A 24640-nucleotide genomic window follows, 5' to 3' on the forward strand; every position below is an offset into this window, starting at 1 on the left:
TTGAATTGTTTTTTTTGTTTGGGAATTAATGGTTTGGGTTAATCTTGGAATAATTCTTAGATTTCACTTCAAATGCAAGAGAATACTATCCATTTCTGAGATAGAGCAAGACGAAGATACTAATTTAGAAATCCACCTTCCCGCTATCCTTCTCCTATAAAAAGTGGTAAAATGGATGAAAGAAAGAAGGAACTGAAATGACAACATTATTTTCAAAAATCAAAGAAGTAACAGAACTTGCTGCTATCTCAGGTCATGAAGCGCCTGTCCGTGCTTATCTTCGTGAAAAGTTGACGCCGCACGTGGATGAAGTGGTGACAGATGGCTTGGGTGGTATTTTTGGTATCAAACATTCAGAAGCTGCAGATGCACCGCGCGTCTTGGTCGCTTCTCATATGGATGAAGTTGGTTTTATGGTTAGCGAGATTAAGCCAGATGGTACCTTCCGTGTCGTTGAAATCGGTGGTTGGAATCCTATGGTGGTTAGTAGCCAACGTTTCAAACTCCTGACTCGTGACGGTCGTGAAATCCCTGTGATTTCGGGTTCTGTCCCTCCACATTTGACTCGTGGAAAGGGTGGACCAGCCATGCCTGCTATTGCAGATATCGTCTTTGATGGCGGTTTTGCGGATAAGGCTGAGGCAGAAAGTTTTGGCATCCGTCCTGGCGACACCATTGTGCCAGATAGTTCTGCAATCTTGACAGCCAATGAAAAAAATATCATCTCAAAAGCTTGGGACAACCGCTACGGTGTTCTTATGGTAAGTGAGCTAGCAGAAGCTCTGTCAGGTAAAAAACTCGAAAATGAACTCTATCTTGGCTCTAACGTCCAAGAAGAAGTTGGTCTTCGTGGTGCTCATACTTCCACAACTAAGTTTGATCCAGAAGTTTTCCTAGCAGTTGACTGCTCACCTGCTGGCGATGTTTATGGCGGTCAAGGCAAGATTGGAGATGGAACCTTGATTCGTTTCTATGATCCAGGACACTTGCTTCTCCCAGGAATGAAGGATTTCCTTTTGACAACGGCTGAAGAAGCTGGTATCAAGTACCAATACTATTGTGGTAAAGGCGGAACGGATGCAGGTGCAGCTCATCTGAAAAATGGAGGTGTTCCTTCTACAACTATAGGTGTCTGCGCTCGTTATATCCATTCTCACCAAACCCTCTACGCTATGGATGATTTCCTAGAAGCTCAAGCTTTCTTACAAGCCTTGGTGAAGAAATTGGATCGTTCAACGGTTGATTTGATTAAAAATTATTAAACCATAAGGGAGGTGGTAGGGATGGTAGAACCAAACCTAGAAAGCCTTGTAAAAGATCTTTACAATCATGCTCGACATGATTTGAGTGAAGATTTAGTTGCTGCTCTCCTAGAGACTGCTAAAAAACTGCCTACTACAAATGAGCAATTGCTGGCAGTTCGTCTCTCAGGTCTGGTCAATCGTGAATTACTCCTAAACCCCAAACACCCAGCACCTGAATTGATAAACTTAGCTCGTTTTATTAAAAGAGAAGAAGCTAAGTATCGAGGAACTGCGGCTTCTGCGCTTATGTATGGGGAGCTCTTTAAAATGCTTTGATTCCATTGTGAATCAAAGCATTTTTCTATTCTATATGGTGGAAAAGCAACTATTGCAAAGGAGAAGAAAAAAGCCATCCCATTTAGGATAGCTTTTTGGTACTTATACTCAATGAAAATCAAAGAGCAAACTAGGAAACTAGCCGCAGGCTGTACTTGAGTACGGCAAGGCGACGTTGACGTGGTTTGAATTTGATTTTCGAAGAGTATTAGATTTGTTCAGCAATGACCTTTTCAGCTAAATTCATAGCGTGGTCAGACACTCGAGTGTAGTGGGAAATGATGTCGATAAAGTTGACTCCAGCTTGCGTTGAACACTCGCCTTTGTTAAGGCGTTTGATATGGGTCTTTCTGAGAACACGTTCTATATTGTTGATTTCTTTATGGCGCTCAATCAGACTTTGAGCTTTTTCAATATCATTGTTTTCCACGCTGTCAAGGGCATCCTTGATAAAGGCAGTGGTTTTTTGATAGATATCAGCCAATTCATCCAAAGCAGCTTCAGAGAACTCAACATTTTTACGTTGAAGATAGTCAGTCAGATTGATTAGGGCTTCTGCGTGGTCCCCAATCCGTTCCAAATCACGGGATGAATCCAGGATGTTGGTCAGCACTTCACTTTCTTTCTGGCTAAGGGCTTCACTTGAAAGAGTAATCAGGTAACGAGTCAATTTTTCATCAATGGTATTGATGGCTTCTTCTGTCTTGTGGCCTTTTTCAGCAACCTTTTCATTAAGGTCAATGATGTAGTTGTATGAAAGGTCAAAGGCTTTAGAAGCATAATTTCCTAAGTGAAGGAGTTCTTTCTTGGCATTTCCGAGAGCGATTGATGGAGCTTGTTTAATCAAATGCTCATCAAGATAAAGTGGCTCGTACTTGACAACTTCATCTTCACCGGGGATGAGCTTGGTTACAAAGTAGGCTAAAGCTCCGATGAATGGAAATTGCACAATGGTGTTACTTACGTTAAAGGCACCGTGAGAGAAGGCAATAGTCATCTCAGGTGAGAGGTGAAGGAGTGCTTGGAAGTACTCAATCATAGCAGTGAAGGGGCTTAAGAAGATTAAGCAAAGAATAGTTCCTAAAACGTTAAAGGTAACGTGGGTTGCAGCAACGCGTTTCGCAGAGACATTGGCTCCAGCTGCCGCGATGATAACGGTTAAAGTTGTCCCGATATTATCTCCGAAGAGAACTGGTAGAGAACCATTAAGGTCAAGGAATCCACCTGCATAGAGACCTTGCAAAATCCCGATTGTCGCAGAAGAAGCCTGGATGAGAACGGTAATCACTGCACCAGCAAAAACACCTAAAATAGGATTTTGTCCCAAGGTTACCATATATTCCTTGAATTGTGGTAAATCTTTAAGAGGACTCATACCAGCACTGATGAGGTTGAGGGCGTAGAAGATTCCCCCTACACCAAACAGGATGCGCCCGATATTGTTTGCTGTTCTATTTTTTGTAAAGAAGAGGAACATGGTCCCAAGGAAAATCAAGGGTAAAGCATACTCGCCAAGCTTGAAACCGATGATAAAGGAAGTAACGGTGGTTCCGATGTTGGCTCCCATGATAATTCCGATAGCCTGTCTAAGAGTTAGAAGACTAGCGCTGACTAGTCCAACCGTGATAACTGTAACCCCTGTACTTGACTGAATCAGGGCAGTTACGACAATCCCAACTAGAACACCTAAAAAGGGATTGCTAGTGTACTTGTCAATGTAAAAACGAAGGCGATCTCCAGCAGCTTGTTGCAAACCGTCTCCCATGGTCTTGATACTATATAAGAATAGTCCCAGACCACCTAAAAAGTGAAATAAAATTTCCTGCCAATTAATGGACATTTCTTTTTCCTCCGAAAAATAATAACGGAATTTCTCCTATTCTATTTTAAAGGATAAAAGTAAATCTAACAAGTGTTAAGCTAAGATTTTAGAAAGAAAATTCGGGAGAAAAGACCTTAATTATATTAATTTTACCAATTTCTAACCTAGATATAGGTATTTCCTTTTATATATTGACATTTAAAAGAAATATTTTAAAATGAGGGAGAAATTATCTTGATCCCTGTGATTGAGATAAAAATTTTACAAAGAAAGTTAAGCGCTTTCTTTAAAATAACAAAATCAATCTTTTAGGAGGAGAAAATGAAGAATCTATTTTTTGAAAGACGTTGTCGTTACAGTATTCGTAAGTTATCAGTCGGGGCCTGCTCACTGATGATTGGGGCTGTTTTATTTGCTGGTCCAGCCTTGGCAGAAGAAACTGTAGTTCCTGAAAATAAGGGAGCCAATACAGAGCTTGTTTCAGGAGAGAGTGAGCATCCAACTAATGAAGCTGACAAGCAGCATGAAGGAGAACATGCTAGAGAAAATAAGCCAGAAAAGGCAGAAGGAGTAGCGACAGCATCTGAAACTGCTTCGCCAGCAATCAATGAAGCTGCAACTACTGAAACCGCAGAAGCAGCTAGCGTAGCTAAACCAGAGGAAAAACCAAGTGAGGTGGCTGCAGAAACACCAACTGCAGAAGAAAAACCAAAGTCCAACAAGGAAAAGGAAACAAAACCTGAAGTAACTAGCCAGGGGGACGAGTCTAAGCCAGCAGCAGAAGCTAATAAGACTGAAAAAGAAGTCCAGCCAGATGTCCCTAAAAATGTAGAAAAAACATTAAAACCAAAGGAAATCAAATTTAATTCTTGGGAAGATTTGTTAAAATGGGAACCAGGTGCTCGTGAAGATGATGCTATTAACCGTGGCTCTGTTGCCCTTGCTTCACGTCGGACAGGTCATTTAGTCAATGAAAAAGCTAGCAAGGAAGCAAAAGTACAAGCCCTATCCAACACCAATTCTAAAGCAAAAGACCAATCTTCTGTTGGTGGAGAAGAGTTTAAGGCTTATGCTTTTGATTATTGGCAATATCTAGATTCAATGGTCTTCTGGGAAGGTCTCGTTCCAACTCCTGACGTTATTGATGCAGGTCACCGTAACGGGGTTCCTGTATATGGTACACTCTTCTTCAACTGGTCTAATAGTATTGCAGATCAAGAAAAATTTGCTGAAGCTTTGAAGCAAGACCCAGATGGTAGCTTCCCAATTGCCCGTAAATTGGTAGACATGGCGAAATATTATGGCTATGATGGCTACTTCATCAACCAAGAAACGACTGGAGATTTGGTTAAACCTCTTGGAGAAAAGATGCGCAAGTTTATGCTCTATACCAAGGAATATGCTACTAAAGTAAATCACCCAATCAAGTATTCTTGGTATGATGCCATGACTTATAACTATGGACGCTACCACCAAGATGGTTTGGGAGAATACAACTACCAATTCATGCAACCAGAAGGAGACAAGCTTCCAGCAGATAACTTCTTTGCTAACTTTAACTGGGATAAGGCTAAAAATGATTACACTATTACAATTGCCAACTGGATTGGTCGTAATCCTTATGATGTGTTTGCAGGTTTGGAGTTACAACAGGGTGGTTCCTACAAGACCAAGGTTAAGTGGAATGACATTTTAGATGAAAATGGGAAATTGCGCCTTTCTCTTGGTTTGTTTGCCCCAGATACCATCACAAGTTTAGGGAAAACGGGTGAAGATTATCATAAAAATGAAGATATCTTCTTTACGGGTTACCAAGGTGATCCTACTGGCCAAAAACCAGGTGACAAAGATTGGTATGGTATTGCTAACCTAGTTGCGGACCGTACGCCAGCGGTAGGTCATACCTTTACTACTTCTTTTAATACAGGTCATGGTAAAAAATGGTTCGTAGATGGTAAGGTTTCTAAGGATTCTGAGTGGAATTACCGTTCAGTTTCAGGTGTTCTTCCAACATGGCGCTGGTGGCAAAAATCAACTGGTGATAAGTTGAAAGCAAGCTATGATTTTGAAGATGCTTATAATGGTGGAACTTCTCTCAAATTTGCAGGGGATCTTTCAGGTGCGACCAAGCAAGATGTTAATTTGTACTCTACTCGCTTGAAGGTGACAGATACCACCAAATTGCATGTTGCCCATAAAGGAGGCAAGGGTACCAAGGTTTATGTAGAATTTGCAACCAAGAAAGATTATACCTACGGTGATGAAGCTGCCCGTAGAGAATTGACAGTTTCAGATAACTGGACTACCGATGATTTTGATTTGAGTGCCTTGGCAGGTAAAACAATTTACGGTATTAAACTCTATTTTGAAAATGATAAAGACTTAAAAGGTTATCAATTTAACCTGGGGCAATTGACCATCAGCAATAATCAAGATGCTCCTCAGGCCCCAACCACAGTAGCTGTAGCTAAACAAGTCCTTAAAAATGCCCAAGAAGCGGAAGCAGTTGTGCAATTTAAAGGCAACAAGGATGTAGATTTCTATGAAGTTTACGAAAAAGATGGAGACAGCTGGAAATTACTAACTGGCTCATCTTCTACAACCATTTATCTACCAAAAGTTAGCCGTTCAGCAAGTGCTCAGGGTACAACTCAAGAACTGAAGGTTGTAGCAGTTGGTAAAAATGGGATTCGTTCAGAAGCTGCAACAACAACATTTGATTGGGGGATGACTGTAAAAGACACCAGCCTACCAAAACCACTAGCTGAAAATATCGTTCCTGGTGCAACAGTTATTGGCAGTACTTTCCCTAAGACTGAAGGTGGAGAAGGTATCGAAGGCATGTTGAACGGTACCATTACCAGTCTGTCTGACAAGTGGTCTTCTGGACAGTTAAGCGGTAGTGTGGATATTCGTTTGACACAACCACGTACAGTTGTTAGATGGGTGATGGACCATGCTGGAGCTGGTGGAGAATCTGTAAACGATGGTTTGATGAACACCAAAGACTTTGACCTCTATTATAAAGATGCGGATGGTCAATGGAAATTGGCTAAGGAAGTTCGTGGCAATAAAGCTCATGTTACAGATATTACCCTTGATAAACCAATCGCAGCTCAAGATTGGCGCTTGAATGTTGTCACTTCTGACAATGGAACCCCATGGAAGGCTATTCGTATCTATAACTGGAAAATGTATGAAAAGCTTGATACTGAGAGTGTCAATATTCCGATGGCCAAGGCTGCAGCCCGTTCTCTAGGTAACAACAAGGTGCAAGTTGGTTTTGCGGATGTACCAGCTGGAGCAACCATTACCGTTTATGATAATCCAAATTCTCAAACTCCGCTTGCAACCTTGAAGAGCGAAGTTGGAGGAGATCTAGCAAGTGCACCATTGGATTTGACAAATCAATCTGGTCTTCTTTACTATCGTACTCAATTACCAGGTAAGGAAATTAGTAATGTCCTAGCAGTTTCTGTTCCAAAAGATGACAGAAGAATCAAGTCAGTTAGTCTAGAAACAGGACCTAAGAAAACAAGCTATGCTGAAGGGGAGGATTTGGACCTTAGAGGTGGTGTTCTTCGAGTTCAGTATGAAGGAGGAGCTGAGGACGAACTCATTCGCCTAACTCACGCAGGTGTATCAGTTTCAGGCTTTGACACGCATCATAAGGGAGAACAAAATCTTACTCTCCAATATTTGGGTCAACCGGTAAATGCGAATTTGGCAGTAACTGTCACTAGCCAGGATGAAGCAAGTCCGAAAACTATTTTGGGAATTGAAGTGAGTCAGGAACCGAAAAAAGATTTCCTAGTTGGGGATAGCTTAGACTTGTCAGAAGGACGCTTTGCAGTGGCTTATAGCAATGACACTATGGAAGAACATTCCTTTACTGATGAGGGGGTTGAAATTTCTGGTTACGATGCTCAAAAGACTGGTCGTCAAACCTTGAAGCTTCGTTACCAAGGTCATGAAGTCAACTTTGATGTTTTGGTATCTCCAAAAGCAGCATTGAACGATGAGTACCTTAAACAAAAGTTAGCAGAAGTTGAAGCAGCTAAGAACAAGGTGGTCTATAACTTTGCTTCACCAGAAGTAAAAGAAGCCTTCCTGAAAGCAATTGAAGCGGCCGAGCAAGTCTTGAAAGACCATGAAACTAGCACTCAAGATCAGGTGAATGATCGTCTCAATAAATTGACAGAAGCTCATAAAGCTCTGAATGGTCAAGAGAAATTTACGGAAGAAAAGACAGAACTCGATCGCTTAACAAGTGAGGCTCAAGAACTCTTAGCTTCAAAACCAAACCATCCTTCAGGTTCTGCTCTAGCCCCACTTCTTGAGAAGAACAAGGTCTTGATTGAAAAAGTAGATTTGAGTCCAGAAGAGCTTGCAACAGCGAAACAGAGTCTAAAAGATCTGGTTGCTTTATTGAAAGAAGACAAGCCAGCAGTCTTTTCTGATAGTAAAACAGGTGTTGAAGTACACTTCTCAAATAAAGAGAAGACTGTTATCAAGGGCTTGAAAGTAGAGCGTGTTCAAGCAAGTGCCGAAGAGAAGAAATACTTTGCTGGAGAAGATGCTCATGTCTTTGAAATAGAAGGCCTAGATGAAAAAGGTCAAGACGTTGATCTCTCTTACGCTTCTATTGTGAAAATTCCAATTGAAAAAGATAAGAAAGTGAAGAAAGTCTTCTTCTTACCTGAAGGCAAAGAAGCGGTAGAATTGGCTTTTGAACAAACGGAGAGTCATGTTATCTTTACAGCACCACACTTTACTCATTACGCCTTTGTTTATGAGTCTGTTGAAAAACCACAACCTGCTAAACCAGTAGAAAAAGTTATTTCAAGCAAGGAACCAGCTGAAGGTGTCAAGAATTTGGTTGTGGATACTCCGAAATTAGAAGTTGAAGAGACAAGTATCGCCTTCGAACGCCAAGAACGTCCCAATCCAAATCTCACAGTCGGTCAACGTCAACTTGTCCAAACAGGAGTTGAGGGACAAATTCGTCGCTTGATTGAAGTAGATAGCCAAGGCAATCGTACCCTTCGCGCTACAGAAGTTTTGAAAGAAGCAAGTCCTGAAATCGTGGAAGTAGGTACTGGTCTAATCCCTGCCAATCCAGCACCACAAAACACAACCCTTCCAAAACCTACTAATCAACCGGCGTATGATCAACAAAAGGCTCCTAAATTGGAAGTTCAAGAGGAAAAGGTTGCCTTTGATCGTCAAGAACATGAAAATGCTGATATGCTAGTTGGGGAACAACGAATCATCATACAGGGACGAGATGGTCTGTTAAGACATGTCTTTGAAGTTGATGAAAACGGTCAACGTCGCCTTCGTTCAACAGAAGTCATCCAAGAGGCGATTCCAGAAATTGTTGAAATTGGAACAAAAGTAAAAACAGAACCAGCAGTAGCGCCTACACAAGAAAAAACAGCCCAAAATACAGCAGCTAAATCAGAAGAAGCAAGTAGCCAATTGCCAAATACAGGAACTAATGATGCCAATGAAGCCCTAATAGCAGGATTGGCAAGTCTTGGTCTTGCTAGTTTAGCCTTGACATTGAAACAGAAAAAAGAGGATGAAGATTAAATATCGAAAAATCTTGTGAAATCTTTCCTTATATTTCCAAAGTGTGATATAATAGTTTCGAATAAAATAAATAAAGGGGTTTTTGTAACATGGCAAAACTTACTGTTAAAGACGTTGACTTGAAAGGTAAAAAAGTCCTCGTTCGTGTTGACTTCAACGTACCATTGAAAGATGGCGTAATCACTAACGACAACCGTATCACAGCAGCTCTTCCAACTATTAAGTACATCATCGAACAAGGTGGACGTGCAATTCTTTTCTCTCACCTTGGACGTGTGAAAGAAGAAGCTGATAAAGCTGGTAAATCACTTGCTCCTGTAGCAGCAGACTTGGCAGCTAAATTGGGGCAAGACGTTGTTTTCCCAGGTGTTACTCGTGGTGCTGAATTGGAAGCAGCTATCAACGCTCTTGAAGATGGACAAGTTCTCTTGGTTGAAAACACTCGTTACGAAGATGTTGACGGCAAGAAAGAATCTAAAAACGATCCTGAACTTGGTAAATACTGGGCATCACTTGGAGATGGTATCTTCGTAAACGATGCATTCGGTACAGCTCACCGTGCACACGCATCTAACGTTGGTATCTCAGCAAACGTTGAAAAAGCAGTTGCTGGTTTCCTTCTTGAAAACGAAATTGCTTACATCCAAGAAGCAGTTGAAACTCCAGAACGTCCATTTGTGGCTATCCTTGGTGGTTCAAAAGTTTCAGACAAGATCGGTGTTATCGAAAACTTGCTTGAAAAAGCTGATAAAGTCCTTATCGGTGGTGGTATGACTTACACATTCTACAAGGCACAAGGTATCGAAATCGGTAACTCACTTGTAGAAGAAGACAAATTGGATGTTGCGAAAGCTCTTCTTGAAAAAGCAAACGGTAAATTGATCTTGCCAGTTGACTCAAAAGAAGCTAACGCATTTGCTGGCTACACTGAAGTGCGTGACACTGAAGGTGAAGCAGTTTCTGAAGGCTTCCTTGGTCTTGACATCGGTCCAAAATCTATCGCTAAATTTGACGAAGCTTTGACTGGTGCCAAAACAGTTGTATGGAACGGACCTATGGGTGTATTTGAAAACCCAGACTTCCAAGCTGGTACAATCGGTGTGATGGACGCTATCGTGAAACAACCAGGCGTTAAATCAATCATCGGTGGTGGTGACTCAGCTGCTGCAGCGATTAACCTTGGCCGTGCAGACAAGTTCTCATGGATTAGTACGGGCGGAGGCGCTTCAATGGAACTTCTCGAAGGTAAAGTTCTTCCAGGACTTGCAGCCTTGACAGAAAAATAAGATTTTATAAATAAATCAAAGAAGAGAGGGATGAAAGTTCCTCTTTTCTTTTGCTTAAAATAAAAACGCTTCCTCTCAACTATTCCTCATAAAATCACCCAAATTATGATAAAATGGAAATAGAAAGTTGAGATTATGAGTTATTTTAAAAAATATAAATTCGATAAATCCCAGTTCAAACTTGGTATGCGAACCTTTAAAACAGGTATTGCTGTTTTTCTAGTTCTCTTGATTTTTGGCTTTTTTGGCTGGAAAGGTCTTCAAATTGGTGCTTTGACAGCTGTTTTTAGTTTGAGGGAGAGTTTTGATAAGAGTGTTCATTTTGGGACTTCGCGTATTCTAGGAAATAGTATCGGTGGCCTCTATGCCCTAGTCTTCTTCTTATTAAATACCTTTTTCCACGAAGCCTTTTGGGTGACCTTAGTTGTTGTTCCAATCTGCACCATGTTAACCATTATGACAAATGTAGCCATGAATAACAAAGCAGGGGTTATTGGTGGTGTAGCAGCTATGTTAATCATTACCCTATCGATTCCGAGTGGCGAAACAATTTTGTACGTATTTGCGCGTGTATCAGAAACTTTCATGGGAGTTTTTGTCGCAATTCTTGTAAATTACGATATTGACCGTATTCGGCGCTTTTTAGAGAAAAAAGAAAAATAATGTTACATTTTATAACATTATCAATTGACGTTTGTCTTTTTTTAGACTATAATAGACAGAAAGAAGGAAATTGTAAATGAAGGAAAAAGAATTTCGCCGAAATATGGCTGTTTTTCCTATCGGCAGTGTTATGAAGTTGACCGATCTATCGGCGCGCCAGATTCGTTATTATGAAGATCAAGAGTTGATTAAGCCTGATCGAAACGAAGGGAACCGTCGCATGTATTCCTTGAATGACATGGATCGTCTGCTTGAAATCAAAGATTATATCTCTGAAGGTTATAATATCGCTGCCATTAAGAAAAAATATGCTGAACGTGAAGCGAAATCCAAGAAAGCGGTGAGTCAGACTGAGGTGCGTCGTGCGCTTCACAATGAACTCCTCCAACAGGGACGCTTTGCTTCAGTACGGTCACCTTTTGGTCGCGGTTAGGCAACCGCAAGTAGTCATATATTAAGGAGAAAACTCATGCCAATCACAGCTGCAGATATTCGTCGTGAAGTCAAGGAAAAAAATGTTACCTTTATTCGTCTTATGTTCTCAGATATTTTGGGAACCATGAAAAACGTCGAAATTCCTGCCACAGATGAACAGTTAGATAAAGTCTTGTCAAATAAGGCTATGTTTGATGGATCTTCTATTGAAGGTTTTGTACGTATCAATGAGTCAGATATGTACTTACATCCTGACTTGGATACATGGACAGTCTTCCCATGGGGAGATGAAAATGGAAGTGTTGCAGGTTTGATCTGTGATGTCTATACAACAGAAGGTGAGCCATTTGCAGGTGATCCTCGTGGCAATTTGAAACGTGCTCTTCGTCACATGGAAGAAGTTGGATTCAAATCCTTCAACCTTGGACCAGAGCCAGAATTCTTCCTATTTAAACTGGATGAAAATGGAAACCCAACACTTGAAGTAAATGACAAGGGTGGCTACTTTGATTTGGCGCCTACTGACCTTGCGGACAACACACGTCGTGAGATTGTCAATGTCTTGACCAAAATGGGATTTGAAGTAGAAGCGAGTCACCACGAGGTTGCGGTTGGACAGCATGAGATTGACTTCAAGTACGATGAAGTCCTCCGTGCTTGTGATAAAATTCAAATCTTTAAACTTGTTGTTAAAACCATTGCTCGCAAACATGGTCTTTACGCAACCTTTATGGCAAAACCAAAATTTGGTATTGCTGGATCAGGTATGCACTGTAATATGTCCTTGTTTGATGCAGAAGGAAATAACGCCTTCTTTGATCCAAATGATCCAAAAGGGATGCAGTTGTCAGAAACTGCCTACCATTTCCTCGGCGGTTTGATCAAGCATGCCTACAACTTTACAGCTATTACGAACCCAACAGTTAACTCCTACAAACGTTTGGTTCCAGGTTATGAAGCGCCGGTTTATATCGCTTGGGCAGGACGTAACCGTTCACCACTTGTTCGCGTGCCAGCTTCACGTGGTATGGGAACTCGTCTTGAGTTGCGTTCAGTGGATCCAATGGCGAACCCTTACATCGCTATGGCTGTTCTTTTGGAAGTTGGTCTGCATGGTATTGAAAATAAAATCGAAGCACCAGCTCCTATCGAAGAAAATATCTACATCATGACAGCAGAAGAGCGTAAGGAAGCTGGTATTACAGACCTTCCATCAACTCTTCACAACGCTTTGAAAGCTTTGACAGAAGATGAAGTTGTCAGAGCGGCTCTTGGAGAGCATATCTATACTAGTTTCCTTGAAGCCAAGCGAATCGAATGGGCAAGTTATGCAACCTTTGTTTCACAATGGGAAATTGATAATTATTTAGACCTTTACTAATACTAATTAATATAGAAGAAAGATTGCCTGAGGGTGGTCTTTTTTTTCTTGCTTTTTATATCGAGGTGTGATATATTTTATATAACGAAGTGCGATATATTGAACTGGATAGGAGGTGGATGCAAATGGAATTAACGGATAAGATTCGTCGAGTTTATCTTCCGATGACGGAAACGGGTTTTTATATCTTGTTCTGTCTGCAAAAGGAAGGTCATGGTTATAGTATTACGCAAAAGGTCAAGGAGATGACGGATTCGCAAGTTTCGATTAGTCCTGGAACTATGTATGGAACCTTGTCAAAAATGGAAAAGGATGGTTTGATTTTCTTTGTCCGCGAAGAGGAAAAACGGAAAATCTATCAGATAACAGACTTGGGACGAAAAGTCTTAGATATTGAATTGAAGCGTATTGAACGGCTCTATAGAAACAGTCGGGAGGAAGGATGATGGAAAAGAAAATTGTTTATCGAATTTTTACAATTGCGGATTATGAGAGGGAGGCTCTATACTTTAGAGAAATGCATGCTAAGGGCTGGAAACTTAGGAAAGTAAGCTATTCTATCTTATTGTTTGCAGTTAAGTATACCTTTGAAAAATGTCACCCTGAGCAAGTGTCTTATCAGTTGGATTTTTACCCAATGGAAAAATCAGAGAGAGCCTCCTATTTACAACTATTTAAAGACTGTGGCTGGGAGCATATTACAGACTTTAATAGTTTTTCCTATTTTAGAAAAGTACATTCTGAAATTGAATCGGATGCAGAATTTGAAATTTATAATGATGCCACTGGGAAGTTAGCTATGGTTAATCGCATTTTAAGCCTGCGATTAGTACCTGTTTTACTTTTGCTAGCCATACATATACCATTCTTACTTAAATTGCTCAATAGAAGTAATGCGTATGGTCTATGTAGTTTTCTTGCGGTCGGGCTAGATGTTTTCTTGTCTTTAATCCTTTTGTTAATAGTTGCCTATATTGGCTGGAAGCTATGGAATAAAAAGAAGGAATTGTCAGATTTATGATAGGATAGGTATGCTCAAAATTGGAGGGGAAGTCATGATAAATAAAAAGCAATTTCGGATTTTCACCATTCTTGATTTGGACAAGGAAGAAGAATATTTACATGAGATGCACTTAAAAGGTTGGAGGTATAGAACGAGTCGTTTTGGTTTGTTCTATTTTGACCAATGTCAACCAGACGATGTCATCTACTGTATCTATGATTCTAGATTTATTAAAAAATATAAGCATGAACTGCAAGATTTTAGAAATAGAGGTTGGGAATTGATAGAAACAGGTTTTTGTTCGATTCTTCGTAAATCGGCTTCTGATATACTTTTAGAGGATCAAGTCTATATGAGTAAGAGATTCAGATGGAAAGTTATGAAATATAGACTTCGTTCATGTGCAGCTACTTTCTTAGGTGGTTTGGTTGTTTGTATGAGTTTATTTAAAGAAGAACTTTCGATGTCTTTCTTCGTTATTTTTCTTTTATATGCTTTACTGATTTCTTATCTAATCTATGGTTTTTTCAGACTAAAAAGGAAATATCAAGTAGGTGGATAGTAAGTTTCTAGGTCTTTAGACCGATTTTTAGCACTCTTGATGAAAGAGTGCTAATTTTTTGAGTTTTTGTCTTGACATTCTCTTTTAAGGGTGTATAATAGAATCATAAGTTAGCACTTGAGTGCATCGAGTGCTAATTGATCAGACAGAGAGGAGTGATGAGATGGTTACAGAGCGTCAGCAGGATATTTTAAATCTGATTATTGACATCTTTACCAAAACGCACGAACCTGTCGGATCCAAAGCCTTGCAAGAGTCTATTAACTCTAGCAGTGCAACCATTCGTAATGACATGGCGGCTCTAGAAAAGCAAGGGTTGCTTGAGAAGGCCCATACTTCAAGTGGTCGGATGCCAAGTGTTGCTGGTTTTCAGTACTATGTGAAACACTCACTGGACTTTGATCGACTAGCTGAAAATGAGGTTTATGAGATTGTCAAAGCCTTTGATCAGGAATTCTTCAAATTGGAGGATATTCTGCAAGAGGCTGCTAATCTACTGACAGACCTGAGTGGCTGTACGGTAGTGGCACTGGATGTTGAGCCCAGCAGGCAACGTTTGACAGCCTTTGATATCGTTGTTTTGGGGCAACATACAGCCTTGGCAGTATTCACCCTAGACGAGTCTCGAACGGTTACCAGTCAGTTTCTGATTCCAAGGAACTTCTTGCAGGAGGATTTGCTGAAACTGAAGAGCATCATTCAGGAACGTTTCCTCGGCCACACCGTTCTAGATATTCACTACAAGATTCGGACGGAGATTCCGCAGATTATCCAGCGTTACTTTACAACAACGGACAATGTTATCGATCTCTTTGAGCATATCTTTAAGGAAATGTTCAACGAAAACATTGTGGTGGCGGGCAAGGTTAATCTCTTGAATTTTGCCAATCTAGCAGCCTATCAGTTCTTTGACCAACCGCAAAAGGTGGCTCTGGAGATTCGTGAGGGGTTGCGTGAAGATCAGATGCAAAACGTCCGTGTTGCAGACAGTCAAGAGTCCTGCCTAGCTGACCTAGCGGTGATTAGTAGCAAATTCCTCATTCCTTATCGGGGAGTTGGGATTCTAGCCATTATCGGTCCTGTTAATCTGGATTATCAGCAGCTAATCAACCAAGTCAACGTAGTCAACCGTGTTTTGACCATGAAGTTGACAGATTTTTACCGCTACCTCAGCAGTAATCATTACGAAGTACATTAAGATTGAAATCATTAAAGGAGGCGAAAATGGCCCAAGATATAAAAAATGAAGAAGTAGAAGAAGTTCAAGAAGAGGAAGTTGTGGAAACAGCTGAAGAAAAAACTCCTGAGAAGTCTGAGTTGGACTTGGCAAATGAACGTGCAGATGAATTTGAAAACAAATACCTTCGCGCTCATGCAGAAATGCAAAATATCCAACGCCGTGCCAATGAAGAGCGTCAAAACTTGCAACGTTATCGCAGCCAAGACTTGGCAAAAGCAATCTTGCCATCACTCGATAATCTTGAGCGTGCACTCGCAGTTGAAGGATTGACAGACGATGTCAAAAAAGGATTGGAGATGGTACAAGAAAGCTTGATTCACGCTTTGAAAGAAGAAGGAATCGAAGAAATCGCAGCTGACGGTGAATTTGACCATAACTACCATATGGCCATCCAAACTCTCACAGCAGACGATGAACACCCAGCAGATACCATCGCCCAAGTCTTCCAAAAAGGCTACAAACTCCATGACCGTATCCTACGCCCAGCCATGGTAGTTGTTTACAACTAGGAGAGAGCGCTTAAAAACCTTGTCCGAAACGACAATAAACTATGAAGAAAGATAAGAGGCAAGCCGGAGGCTTGCAAGGAAGATATTTCCCACCGTGGTGAAAGTTTCAGTAGCAAAAGCTACTGAAACAGGGGATTTTTGAGACAATAGGCTCAAAAATAAGTGATGAAATCCCGTAGGGAATTGCTCACGTCCCCACCACTTAAGGGAAATATAAAAAAATAGAAAATTAACTAACAAGGAGAAAAACACATGTCTAAAATTATCGGTATTGACTTAGGAACAACAAACTCAGCAGTTGCAGTTCTTGAAGGAACTGAAAGCAAAATCATCGCAAACCCAGAAGGAAACCGCACAACTCCATCTGTAGTATCATTCAAAAACGGAGAAATCATCGTTGGTGACGCTGCAAAACGTCAAGCGGTGACAAACCCTGATACAGTCATCTCTATCAAATCTAAAATGGGAACTTCTGAAAAAGTTTCTGCAAACGGAAAAGAATACACTCCACAAGAAATCTCAGCTATGATCCTTCAATACTTGAAAGGTTATGCTGAAGAATACCTTGGTGAAAAAGTAACCAAAGCAGTTATCACAGTTCCAGCTTACTTCAACGATGCTCAACGTCAAGCAACAAAAGACGCTGGTAAAATCGCTGGTCTTGAAGTAGAACGTATCGTCAACGAACCAACTGCAGCAGCCCTTGCTTACGGTTTGGACAAGACTGACAAAGAAGAAAAAATCTTGGTATTCGACCTTGGTGGTGGTACATTTGACGTATCTATCCTTGAATTGGGTGACGGTGTCTTCGATGTATTGTCAACTGCAGGGGACAACAAACTCGGTGGTGACGACTTTGACCAAAAAATCATCGACCACTTGGTAGCAGAATTCAAGAAAGAAAACGGTATTGACTTGTCTACTGACAAGATGGCAATGCAACGTTTGAAAGATGCGGCTGAAAAAGCTAAGAAAGACCTTTCTGGTATAACTTCAACACAAATCAGCTTGCCATTTATCACTGCTGGTGAAGCTGGACCTCTTCACTTGGAAATGACCTTGACTCGTGCGAAATTTGACGATTTGACTCGTGACCTTGTAGAACGTACAAAAGTTCCAGTTCGTCAAGCCCTTTCAGATGCAGGTTTGAGCTTGTCAGAAATCGATGAGGTTATTCTTGTCGGTGGTTCAACTCGTATCCCAGCCGTTGTAGAAGCTGTGAAAGCTGAAACTGGTAAAGAACCAAACAAATCAGTAAACCCTGACGAAGTTGTTGCTATGGGTGCTGCCATCCAAGGTGGTGTGATTACTGGTGATGTCAAAGACGTTGTCCTTCTTGACGTAACACCATTGTCACTTGGTATCGAAACAATGGGTGGCGTCTTCACAAAACTTATCGATCGCAACACTACTATTCCAACATCTAAATCACAAGTCTTCTCAACTGCAGCAGACAACCAACCAGCTGTTGATATCCACGTTCTTCAAGGTGAACGCCCAATGGCAGCAGATAACAAGACTCTTGGACGCTTCCAATTGACTGATATCCCAGCTGCACCTCGTGGAATTCCACAAATCGAAGTAACATTTGACATCGACAAGAACGGTATCGTATCTGTTAAAGCCAAAGACCTTGGAACTCAAAAAGAACAAACTATTGTGATCCAATCTAACTCAGGTTTGACTGACGAAGAAATCGACCGCATGATGAAAGATGCAGAAGCTAACGCTGAAGCGGATAAGAAACGTAAAGAAGAAGTTGACCTTCGTAATGAAGTAGACCAAGCTATCTTTGCGACTGAAAAGACTATCAAGGAAACTGAAGGAAAAGGTTTCGACGCAGAACGTGACGCTGCCCAAGCTGCCCTTGATGACCTTAAGAAAGCGCAAGAAGATAACAACTTGGACGACATGAAAGCAAAACTTGAAGCATTGAACGAAAAAGCTCAAGGACTTGCTGTTAAACTCTACGAACAAGCCGCAGCAGCCCAACAAGCTCAAGCAGGAGCAGAAGGCGCACAAGCAACAGGAAACGCAGGCGATGACGTCGTAGACGGAGAGTTTACGGAAAAATAAGATGTTGAGGCGTTAAGAAAACGAAAGAAAAATAGGAAGCCATCGCCTTGTGCGATGCACAAAAGATGGCTTATCTTTTTTCCGAAGTTTTTAGCCGAAACTCAGTTAAGCCTAACTCGTCAAGGATGACTAATCACTAAATTGATTGTCCTTCTACAGTGCTTTACTTAAATGTTAATGATGATAGGAAGAAATCCAGAGGTTGCAACCCAGCCTCTGTTTTTCGATAAAATAGAGGATGTTGCGTATGAAAAAAGTACTTTGTATCATTTATCCTAATTTTTCTCTTTATGAGATAACCACTTTAACGAGTACTTTAGCTCTGTCTTTTGACATCACGATTGATTATGTAGCTTCTGAGAATTCGATAGTGGTCTCTGAGGATGGTTTGTCCTGTCAACCGACGAAAACATTGAATCAGATCCGTATAGAAGATTATTCTTGTGTGATTTTGCCAGGAATGGTAAATATAGGTCCTGCTCTACAAGATGAGAAATTGATCTCGTTTTTGAGAAGTCTTAATGAGCAAGATATCCTAATTGCAGCCATTTCTTCCTCTGGGAAATTTCAAAGCAAAAGCTGTCCTGCAAGATAAAAATATCATTACTGCTATTGGCTTTGCACATCAAGAGTTTGCAAGAAAAGTGATTTTCGGTTTAGGGTTGGCAGAGAATACGGACAACTATTTTAAAGAACAGAACGAGTATGCTGAAGAGGATTTGATATTTACTCTATCAGATTAAGAGTTTAATCAAGTAAAGCAGAGTATAGAAAACAGCCTCTAAAAATTTACATGAAAATTATAGAAAGGAACAAAGGTGTTCGTAACTGAACACGGGCTACGGACTGTGCCAAAAAGATAGTTTTTTCTAGGACGCAAGCGTCCGTCGTCAAAACTCCTATTTTGGCTGTGTCCGTTTGACGCCCTTTGTATCTTGAATTATGAACAATACTGAATTTTATGATCGTCTGGGGGTGTCAAAAAACGCTTCGGCAGACGAGATCAAAAAGGCTTATCGTAAGCTTTCCAAAAAATATCACCCAGATATCAACAAGGAGCCTGGTGCTGAGGAAAAATACAAGGAAGTTCAAGAAGCCTATGAGACTTTGAGTGACGACCAAAAACGGGCTGCCTATGACCAATATGGTGCGGCTGGTGCCAATGGTGGCTTTGGAGGCTTCGGTGGTGGAGCTGGCGGTTTCAACGGGGCAGGAGGCTTCGGTGGTTTTGAGGATATTTTCTCAAGTTTCTTCGGCGGAGGCGGTGCTTCACGCAATCCAAATGCTCCTCGTCAGGGGGATGACCTCCAATACCGTGTGAACTTGACCTTTGAAGAAGCTATTTTTGGAGCTGAAAAAGAAGTTAAGTACAACCGTGAAGCTAGCTGTCGTACATGTAATGGCTCTGGTGCTAAGCCAGGAACAAGTCCAGTCACTTGTGGACGCTGTCATGGCGCTGGTGTCATTAACGTCGATACACAGACTCCGCTTGGTATGATGCGTCGCCAAGTAACCTGTGATGTCTGTCACGGTCGCGGAAAAGAAATCAAAGATCCATGTACAACATGTCACGGAACAGGTCATGAAAAACAAGCGCATAGCGTACATGTCAAAATTCCTGCTGGTGTGGAAACTGGTCAACAAATTCGCCTAGCTGGTCAAGGTGAAGCTGGATTTAACGGTGGACCTTATGGTGACTTGTATGTAGTGGTTTCTGTGGAAGCCAGCGACAAGTTTGAACGTGAAGGAACGACTATCTTCTACAATCTCAACCTCAACTTTGTCCAAGCAGCTCTTGGTGATACAGTTGATATCCCAACGGTTCACGGTGATGTTGAATTGGTTATTCCAGAGGGCACTCAGACTGGTAAGAAATTCCGCCTACGTGGCAAAGGAGCTCCGAGCCTTCGTGGTGGTGCAGTTGGTGACCAATACGTTACCGTTAATGTCGTAACACCGACAGGCTTGAAGGACCGCCAAAAAGCAGCTTTGAAAGAATTTGCAGCTGCTGGTGACTTGAAAGTAAATCCAAAGAAAAAAGGCTTCTTTGATCATATTAAAGATGCCTTTGATGGAGAATAAAAGTAAGAGGCTGGGCAAAAACTCGCTTCTAACTATTAAAAAAACGAGCATTTCCGTAGTTGGAGATGCTCGTTTTCTTATGTCATGGTTTATAATTAAAATAACAACAAAACAATTAGAAAGCCATGACAATGTATAAAGATTATAACACAAATCAGTTAAGTTTGGAAGTAAATCTTGCCTACGATATTCCATCAAATCACGAAGCAAGAATGATTAGCCTCTTTGTAGACAGTATCCCTAGTCAAGTTCTATTGGAAGAGACCTCTCACACTGGTCGCCCTGCCTTTCATCCAGCCATGCTCATGAAGATGACCCTGTTCGCTTACGCTCGTCAAGTGTTCTCTGGACGTAAAATCGTTCAAATGAACTCAGAAGTCATTCCCATGAAATGGTTGAGCCAAGATACCTATGTTAGCTATAAAACGATTAATAACTTCCGCTCCAGTAAACATGCCAACAACCTAATCAAAACTGCTTTTATTTACTTCACTTTACTCATGCGTGAGAATGGGATGATTGAGGATGATGCCTTGTTCATTGATGGAACAAAACTAGAAGCTGATGCCAACCTCTATTCTTTCACTTGGAAAAGAGCTATTGACAAATATGAAGCAGCCTTGAATGGGAAAATTTCCCAGCTCTATGACCAGCTGATTCAAGAAGGAGTAAATCTCGCCTTATCTAAAGAAGAACGGGAAACCAGTCAGGGTTTGGAGGAGCTACTAGAAAAAACGGAGGCTACCTTAGTTGAAATAGAACAAGCTATTGAAGAAGAGCCTAAAGTGATAAAGGGTGGGTCTGCCAATAGACAAAAACGCCGTCGGATAAAGAAAATCCGTAAGCAATTAAAGGATGATTTCCTTCCTCGTAAACAGCGATATGAAGAAGCTAGAAAAATTTTAGAAGACCGCAACTCTTTCTCAAAAACGGATCATGATGCCACCTTTATGCGAATGAAGGAAGACCATATGCAAAATGGGCAACTGAAACCTGGTTATAATGTCCAAGCGGCTACCAATGGTCAGTATGTCCTTGATTTTGATATCTTTCCAAATCCAACAGACACTCGCACTCTGAAACCTTTCCTCCAATCGATTCAAACCCTAGACTTATTCAACTATATCGTAGCAGATGCTGGTTATGGTAGCGAAGAAAATTATCGTTTTATCATTGATGAATTGGAAAAAATACCGCTTATTCCCTACACCATGTATCAGAAGGAATTGACTAAAAAGTACCAGACGAGCACAGATAATCCAATGAACTGGGAATATCTTGAGGACACGGACCAGTTTATAAAGCCCGACGGCGTAGTTTATTCTTTTAAGAACTACTCTAGTCGAACTGACAAGTATGGCTTTCAACGTGATTTCAAGATTTATGAGGCTGATAAAGTTCAAGACACTCCAGAGTTAGAACAGTTGGCTAAAACAGATAGTGGAAACCAGAAACAAATCCATTATAATCCAACTTGGAATTACTTTAAGGAACTCCTTAAGCAAACATTACATAGTGAAGAAGGCTCTCGAATCTATGCCAAACGGAAAATCGATGTTGAACCCGTTTTTGGTAGATTGAAGAGTGTTTTTGGCGTGCGCAGAGTGCATGTCAGAGGGAAACAAGCTGTCTCAACAGAAATAGGATTCATCTTTATGAGCATGAATCTCACCAAGTTGGCCAAGAATCTAGCCTCTAAAACATCCACTATTCAAAAACCACACAGTATTTCTTTCAGCTTGATTGGATTCAAGACTGGAATCACTGTGTGGTTTTATTTAGAAGCTAGTTTTTGCCCAGCCTCTTACTGATCTTCAAGTTCCTGTGTTTCTTTTATCACAGCTAGTCTAGTCTGGATATCCTTTTCCAAGACCTTAAACTTGTAAGTCAGGTCTTCTTGGTATTCCTTGATGAGTTCTTTTTGCTGGTCGATGATTTGCAGGCTGTTTTGGATAATATCCACATCATCCTTGATTGCTTGAACGCGGTCAGTGGTATTCAAGACTTCATCTGTGATGGTTTGACGATTTTTTGTGACCAGATAACTTCCAGCTGCAGCTCCTGCAAATAGCAGTAAATTAGATAATTTCATGGCAACTCCTTAGGCGTTTTTGATGGTTTCAGCGACTTGAGCAAGTTTGTCAAAGTCTGGTTCGTGGGCGATAAAATCAATCTTGAGGTCATCGTCCGCACTGTAGCGAGGTACGAGGTGAACGTGGGTATGAAAAACTGTTTGACCTGCGATTTCTTCACAGTTGGCAATGATATTCATACCAGCAGCCTTGGTAGCTTTCATAACTTTTTGAGCTACTTTTGGTACTTTGGCAAAGAGTTGGCTGGCGCTAGTGGCGTCCATTTCCAAAAGATTGCGATAGTGCTCTTTTGGTACGACCAAGGTATGTCCTGGTGTCACTTGAGAGATATCAAGAAAGGCAAGAACCTGCTCATCTTCATATACTTTTGAAGCAGGAATTTCCCCTGCGATGATTTTACAAAAAATGCAATCTGACATAAAATCTACCTCTACTGTATTGAATTTTGATATAATATAGCTACATTATACCAGATTTGGAGAAAATATGTTAGAAATTAAAAACCTGACAGGTGGCTATGTCCATGTCCCTGTCTTGAAAGATGTGTCTTTTACTGTTGAAAGTGGGCAGCTGGTCGGTTTGATTGGTCTCAATGGTGCTGGGAAATCGACGACTATCAATGAAATTATCGGTCTGTTGACACCTTATAGTGGCTCCATCAATATCAATGGCCTGACCCTGCAAGAAGATGCGACTAGCTATCGCAAGCAAATTGGTTACATTCCTGAGACACCTAGCTTGTATGAGGAATTGACCCTCAGAGAGCATATCGAAACGGTTGCCATGGCTTATGGTATTGAGCAGAAAGTGGCTTTTGATCGAGTAGAACCTTTGTTAAAAATGTTCCGTCTGGACCAGAAATTGGACTGGTTCCCTGTTCATTTTTCAAAAGGGATGAAGCAGAAAGTCATGATTATCTGTGCTTTTGTGGTGGATCCGAGTCTTTTCATCGTGGATGAGCCTTTCCTTGGTCTGGATCCGCTAGCTATTGCAGACTTGATTCAGCTTTTGGAAGTGGAAAAGCAAAAGGGCAAGTCCATTCTCATGAGTACCCACGTGCTGGATTCGGCGGAGAAGATGTGTGATGCTTTTGTTATTCTTCACAAAGGGGAAGTGCGTGCCAAAGGCAATCTCCTACAACTGCGCGAAGCCTTTGATATGCCTGAGGCTAGTTTGAATGATATTTACTTGGCTCTGACCAAAGAGGAGGAGCTATGAAAGACTTGTTTTTAAAGAGAAAGCAGGCTTTTCGTAAGGAGTGTGTCGGTTATCTGCGCTATGTTCTCAATGACCACTTTGTCTTGTTCCTGCTTGTTCTGCTAGGCTTTCTAGCCTACCAGTACAGTCAACTCTTACAACATTTTCCTGAAAATCATTGGGCCATCCTTTTATTTGTGGGAATTACCTCTGTTTTACTTTTGCTTTGGGGTGGAGTTGCCACCTATATGGAGGCTCCAGACAAGCTCTTTCTCTTGGTCGGAGAAGAGGAAATCAAACTCCATCTTAAACGTCAAACTGGCATTTCCCTAGTCTTTTGGCTCTTTGTCCAGACCCTTTTCTTGCTTTTATTTGCGCCTTTATTTTTGGCAATGCGCTATGGCTTGCCTGTTTTTCTGGTCTATGTGCTTTTATTGGGGGTAGGTAAATATTTCCTCTTTCGTCAAAAGGCCAGCAAGTTTTTTACTGAAACTGGACTGAACTGGGACTATGTTATTTCCCAAGAAAGCAAGCGTAAGCAAGTCTTGCTTCGTTTCTTTGCCCTCTTTACGCAGGTAAAGGGAATTTCAAACAGCGTCAAGCGTCGTGCCTATCTGGACTTTATCCTAAAGGCTATTCAGAAGGTGCCTGGGAAGATTTGGCAAAATCTCTATCTGCGTTCTTATTTGCGAAATGGAGACCTCTTTGCTCTCAGCCTCCGTCTGCTCTTGCTTTCCATACTGGCACAGGTCTTTATCGAGCAAGCTTGGATTGCGACAGCAGTGGTGGTTCTCTTTAACTACCTCTTGCTCTTCCAGTTGCTGGCCCTCTATCATGCCTTTGACTACCAGTATTTGACCCAACTCTTTCCGCTGGACAAGGGGCAAAAGGAAAAAGGCTTGCAGGCAGTGGTCAGAGGATTGACCAGTTTTGTCTTAGTAGTGGAATTAGTTGTTGGGTTGATTACCTTCCAAGAAAAACTAGCCCTTCTAGCCTTACTGGGAGCTGGTTTGGTTTTACTAGTCTTGTACTTACCTTATCAGGTAAAACGTCAGATGCAGGACTAGCATTGCCTATACGATACTAAAAAAGAAGTTGAGTTCAGTTTGTCTCAAC

Annotated in this window: 20 protein-coding genes and 2 pseudogenes; 19 read left to right on the plus strand and 3 right to left on the minus strand. The window is 41.2% G+C overall.

From position 1 onward, the window contains the following. Positions 1–197 precede the first annotated feature (197 nt). Positions 198–1262 carry a glutamyl aminopeptidase gene (gene pepA, locus SMI_RS01785; protein WP_000209168.1) on the plus strand — a complete coding sequence of 355 codons (1065 nt, stop codon included), beginning with the start codon at positions 198–200 and terminating at the stop codon, positions 1260–1262. A gap of 21 nt (positions 1263–1283) precedes the next feature. Continuing rightward, entirely contained in the window at positions 1284–1580 is a 297-nt protein-coding gene (locus SMI_RS01790) for a bacteriocin immunity protein (protein ID WP_000230159.1), read from the plus strand. Positions 1581–1788: 208 nt separating this feature from the next. On the opposite strand, the gene SMI_RS01795 is transcribed toward SMI_RS01790, so the two are convergent. Beyond that, positions 1789–3420 carry a Na/Pi cotransporter family protein gene (locus SMI_RS01795; RefSeq protein ID WP_000026653.1) on the minus strand — a complete coding sequence of 544 codons (1632 nt, stop codon included), beginning with the start codon at positions 3418–3420 and terminating at the stop codon, positions 1789–1791. Between the two features lie 303 nt (positions 3421–3723). Here SMI_RS01795 and SMI_RS11020 point away from each other — a divergent pair. The 15 genes and pseudogenes from SMI_RS11020 to SMI_RS01865 form a co-directional block, all read left to right on the plus strand. After that, positions 3724–3786: pseudogene (locus SMI_RS11020) on the plus strand (YSIRK-type signal peptide-containing protein); the annotation flags it as partial. 219 nt (positions 3787–4005) lie between these two features. Further along, on the plus strand, positions 4006–8997 hold the full coding sequence (locus SMI_RS01800) for an endo-beta-N-acetylglucosaminidase (RefSeq protein ID WP_419991998.1): 4992 nt from the start codon (positions 4006–4008) through the stop codon (positions 8995–8997). Between the two features lie 89 nt (positions 8998–9086). Continuing rightward, entirely contained in the window at positions 9087–10283 is a 1197-nt protein-coding gene (locus SMI_RS01805; RefSeq protein WP_001096743.1) for a phosphoglycerate kinase, read from the plus strand. Positions 10284–10418: 135 nt separating this feature from the next. Next, positions 10419–10946 (plus strand): FUSC family protein, encoded by a 528-nt coding sequence (locus SMI_RS01810; RefSeq protein ID WP_000119916.1) that lies wholly within the window; start codon positions 10419–10421, stop codon positions 10944–10946. A gap of 76 nt (positions 10947–11022) precedes the next feature. Continuing rightward, positions 11023–11379: a transcriptional repressor GlnR gene (gene glnR / locus SMI_RS01815; RefSeq protein WP_000659548.1), complete on the plus strand. Its 357-nt coding sequence runs from the start codon at positions 11023–11025 to the stop codon at positions 11377–11379. A 36-nt stretch (positions 11380–11415) separates the two neighbouring features. Next, positions 11416–12762 carry a type I glutamate--ammonia ligase gene (glnA, locus tag SMI_RS01820; RefSeq protein WP_001122880.1) on the plus strand — a complete coding sequence of 449 codons (1347 nt, stop codon included), beginning with the start codon at positions 11416–11418 and terminating at the stop codon, positions 12760–12762. Positions 12763–12887: 125 nt separating this feature from the next. After that, positions 12888–13208 carry a PadR family transcriptional regulator gene (locus SMI_RS01825; protein WP_045612791.1) on the plus strand — a complete coding sequence of 107 codons (321 nt, stop codon included), beginning with the start codon at positions 12888–12890 and terminating at the stop codon, positions 13206–13208. Continuing rightward, complete coding sequence (locus SMI_RS01830; RefSeq protein ID WP_000412258.1) at positions 13208–13783, plus strand: DUF2812 domain-containing protein; 576 nt, start codon at positions 13208–13210, stop codon at positions 13781–13783. Before SMI_RS01825 ends, SMI_RS01830 begins: the two co-directional genes overlap by 1 nt. A 34-nt stretch (positions 13784–13817) precedes the next feature. Further along, complete coding sequence (locus tag SMI_RS01835) at positions 13818–14327, plus strand: DUF2812 domain-containing protein (protein ID WP_000608738.1); 510 nt, start codon at positions 13818–13820, stop codon at positions 14325–14327. Between the two features lie 163 nt (positions 14328–14490). Further along, positions 14491–15525, plus strand: a complete 1035-nt coding sequence (hrcA, locus tag SMI_RS01840; protein WP_000255759.1) for a heat-inducible transcriptional repressor HrcA — start codon at positions 14491–14493, stop codon at positions 15523–15525. A 26-nt stretch (positions 15526–15551) separates the two neighbouring features. Continuing rightward, a complete protein-coding gene (gene grpE / locus SMI_RS01845; protein ID WP_000046026.1) occupies positions 15552–16076 on the plus strand; it encodes a nucleotide exchange factor GrpE in 525 nt (174 codons plus the stop codon). A 252-nt stretch (positions 16077–16328) separates the two neighbouring features. Further along, positions 16329–18152 (plus strand): molecular chaperone DnaK, encoded by a 1824-nt coding sequence (gene dnaK / locus SMI_RS01850; protein ID WP_000034682.1) that lies wholly within the window; start codon positions 16329–16331, stop codon positions 18150–18152. 247 nt (positions 18153–18399) lie between these two features. Further along, positions 18400–18895: pseudogene (locus SMI_RS01855) on the plus strand (DJ-1/PfpI family protein). 199 nt (positions 18896–19094) lie between these two features. Further along, positions 19095–20234, plus strand: coding sequence for a molecular chaperone DnaJ (dnaJ, locus tag SMI_RS01860; protein ID WP_012972447.1), 1140 nt, complete (start codon positions 19095–19097; stop codon positions 20232–20234). A gap of 131 nt (positions 20235–20365) precedes the next feature. After that, complete coding sequence (locus SMI_RS01865; RefSeq protein ID WP_000276231.1) at positions 20366–22045, plus strand: IS1182-like element ISSmi2 family transposase; 1680 nt, start codon at positions 20366–20368, stop codon at positions 22043–22045. On the opposite strand, the gene SMI_RS01870 is transcribed toward SMI_RS01865, so the two are convergent. After that, the gene (locus tag SMI_RS01870; protein WP_000777756.1) at positions 22039–22326 is read right to left on the minus strand and encodes a hypothetical protein; all 288 of its coding nucleotides are present in this window, start codon (positions 22324–22326) and stop codon (positions 22039–22041) included. The two genes, SMI_RS01865 and SMI_RS01870, sit on opposite strands and share 7 nt — an antisense overlap. A 9-nt stretch (positions 22327–22335) precedes the next feature. Next, a complete protein-coding gene (locus tag SMI_RS01875) occupies positions 22336–22746 on the minus strand; it encodes an HIT family protein (RefSeq protein ID WP_001278316.1) in 411 nt (136 codons plus the stop codon). Between the two features lie 67 nt (positions 22747–22813). Here SMI_RS01875 and SMI_RS01880 point away from each other — a divergent pair, with 67 nt between their 5' ends. Together SMI_RS01880 and SMI_RS01885 are read left to right on the plus strand one after the other, a co-directional pair. Continuing rightward, complete coding sequence (locus SMI_RS01880) at positions 22814–23545, plus strand: ABC transporter ATP-binding protein (protein WP_000889954.1); 732 nt, start codon at positions 22814–22816, stop codon at positions 23543–23545. Further along, entirely contained in the window at positions 23542–24591 is a 1050-nt protein-coding gene (locus tag SMI_RS01885; RefSeq protein ID WP_000653796.1) for an ABC transporter permease, read from the plus strand. Before SMI_RS01880 ends, SMI_RS01885 begins: the two co-directional genes overlap by 4 nt. Positions 24592–24640 lie beyond the last annotated feature (49 nt).

Source organism: Streptococcus mitis B6, assembly GCF_000027165.1.
GTDB classification, from domain to species: Bacteria; Bacillota; Bacilli; order Lactobacillales; family Streptococcaceae; genus Streptococcus; species Streptococcus mitis_AR.

Excerpts from the sequence above, each read along its gene's own strand:
- pepA (WP_000209168.1), top strand. The coding sequence starts at position 198 with ATGACAACATTATTTTCAAAAATCAAAGAAGTAACAGAACTTGCTGCT.
- SMI_RS01790 (WP_000230159.1), top strand. The coding sequence starts at position 1,284 with ATGGTAGAACCAAACCTAGAAAGCCTTGTAAAAGATCTTTACAATCAT.
- SMI_RS01795 (WP_000026653.1), bottom strand. The coding sequence starts at position 3,420 with ATGTCCATTAATTGGCAGGAAATTTTATTTCACTTTTTAGGTGGTCTG.
- SMI_RS01805 (WP_001096743.1), top strand. The coding sequence starts at position 9,087 with ATGGCAAAACTTACTGTTAAAGACGTTGACTTGAAAGGTAAAAAAGTC.
- SMI_RS01810 (WP_000119916.1), top strand. The coding sequence starts at position 10,419 with ATGAGTTATTTTAAAAAATATAAATTCGATAAATCCCAGTTCAAACTT.
- glnR (WP_000659548.1), top strand. The coding sequence starts at position 11,023 with ATGAAGGAAAAAGAATTTCGCCGAAATATGGCTGTTTTTCCTATCGGC.
- glnA (WP_001122880.1), top strand. The coding sequence starts at position 11,416 with ATGCCAATCACAGCTGCAGATATTCGTCGTGAAGTCAAGGAAAAAAAT.
- SMI_RS01825 (WP_045612791.1), top strand. The coding sequence starts at position 12,888 with ATGGAATTAACGGATAAGATTCGTCGAGTTTATCTTCCGATGACGGAA.
- SMI_RS01830 (WP_000412258.1), top strand. The coding sequence starts at position 13,208 with ATGGAAAAGAAAATTGTTTATCGAATTTTTACAATTGCGGATTATGAG.
- SMI_RS01835 (WP_000608738.1), top strand. The coding sequence starts at position 13,818 with ATGATAAATAAAAAGCAATTTCGGATTTTCACCATTCTTGATTTGGAC.
- hrcA (WP_000255759.1), top strand. The coding sequence starts at position 14,491 with ATGGTTACAGAGCGTCAGCAGGATATTTTAAATCTGATTATTGACATC.
- grpE (WP_000046026.1), top strand. The coding sequence starts at position 15,552 with ATGGCCCAAGATATAAAAAATGAAGAAGTAGAAGAAGTTCAAGAAGAG.
- dnaK (WP_000034682.1), top strand. The coding sequence starts at position 16,329 with ATGTCTAAAATTATCGGTATTGACTTAGGAACAACAAACTCAGCAGTT.
- dnaJ (WP_012972447.1), top strand. The coding sequence starts at position 19,095 with ATGAACAATACTGAATTTTATGATCGTCTGGGGGTGTCAAAAAACGCT.
- SMI_RS01865 (WP_000276231.1), top strand. The coding sequence starts at position 20,366 with ATGTATAAAGATTATAACACAAATCAGTTAAGTTTGGAAGTAAATCTT.
- SMI_RS01870 (WP_000777756.1), bottom strand. The coding sequence starts at position 22,326 with ATGAAATTATCTAATTTACTGCTATTTGCAGGAGCTGCAGCTGGAAGT.
- SMI_RS01875 (WP_001278316.1), bottom strand. The coding sequence starts at position 22,746 with ATGTCAGATTGCATTTTTTGTAAAATCATCGCAGGGGAAATTCCTGCT.
- SMI_RS01880 (WP_000889954.1), top strand. The coding sequence starts at position 22,814 with ATGTTAGAAATTAAAAACCTGACAGGTGGCTATGTCCATGTCCCTGTC.
- SMI_RS01885 (WP_000653796.1), top strand. The coding sequence starts at position 23,542 with ATGAAAGACTTGTTTTTAAAGAGAAAGCAGGCTTTTCGTAAGGAGTGT.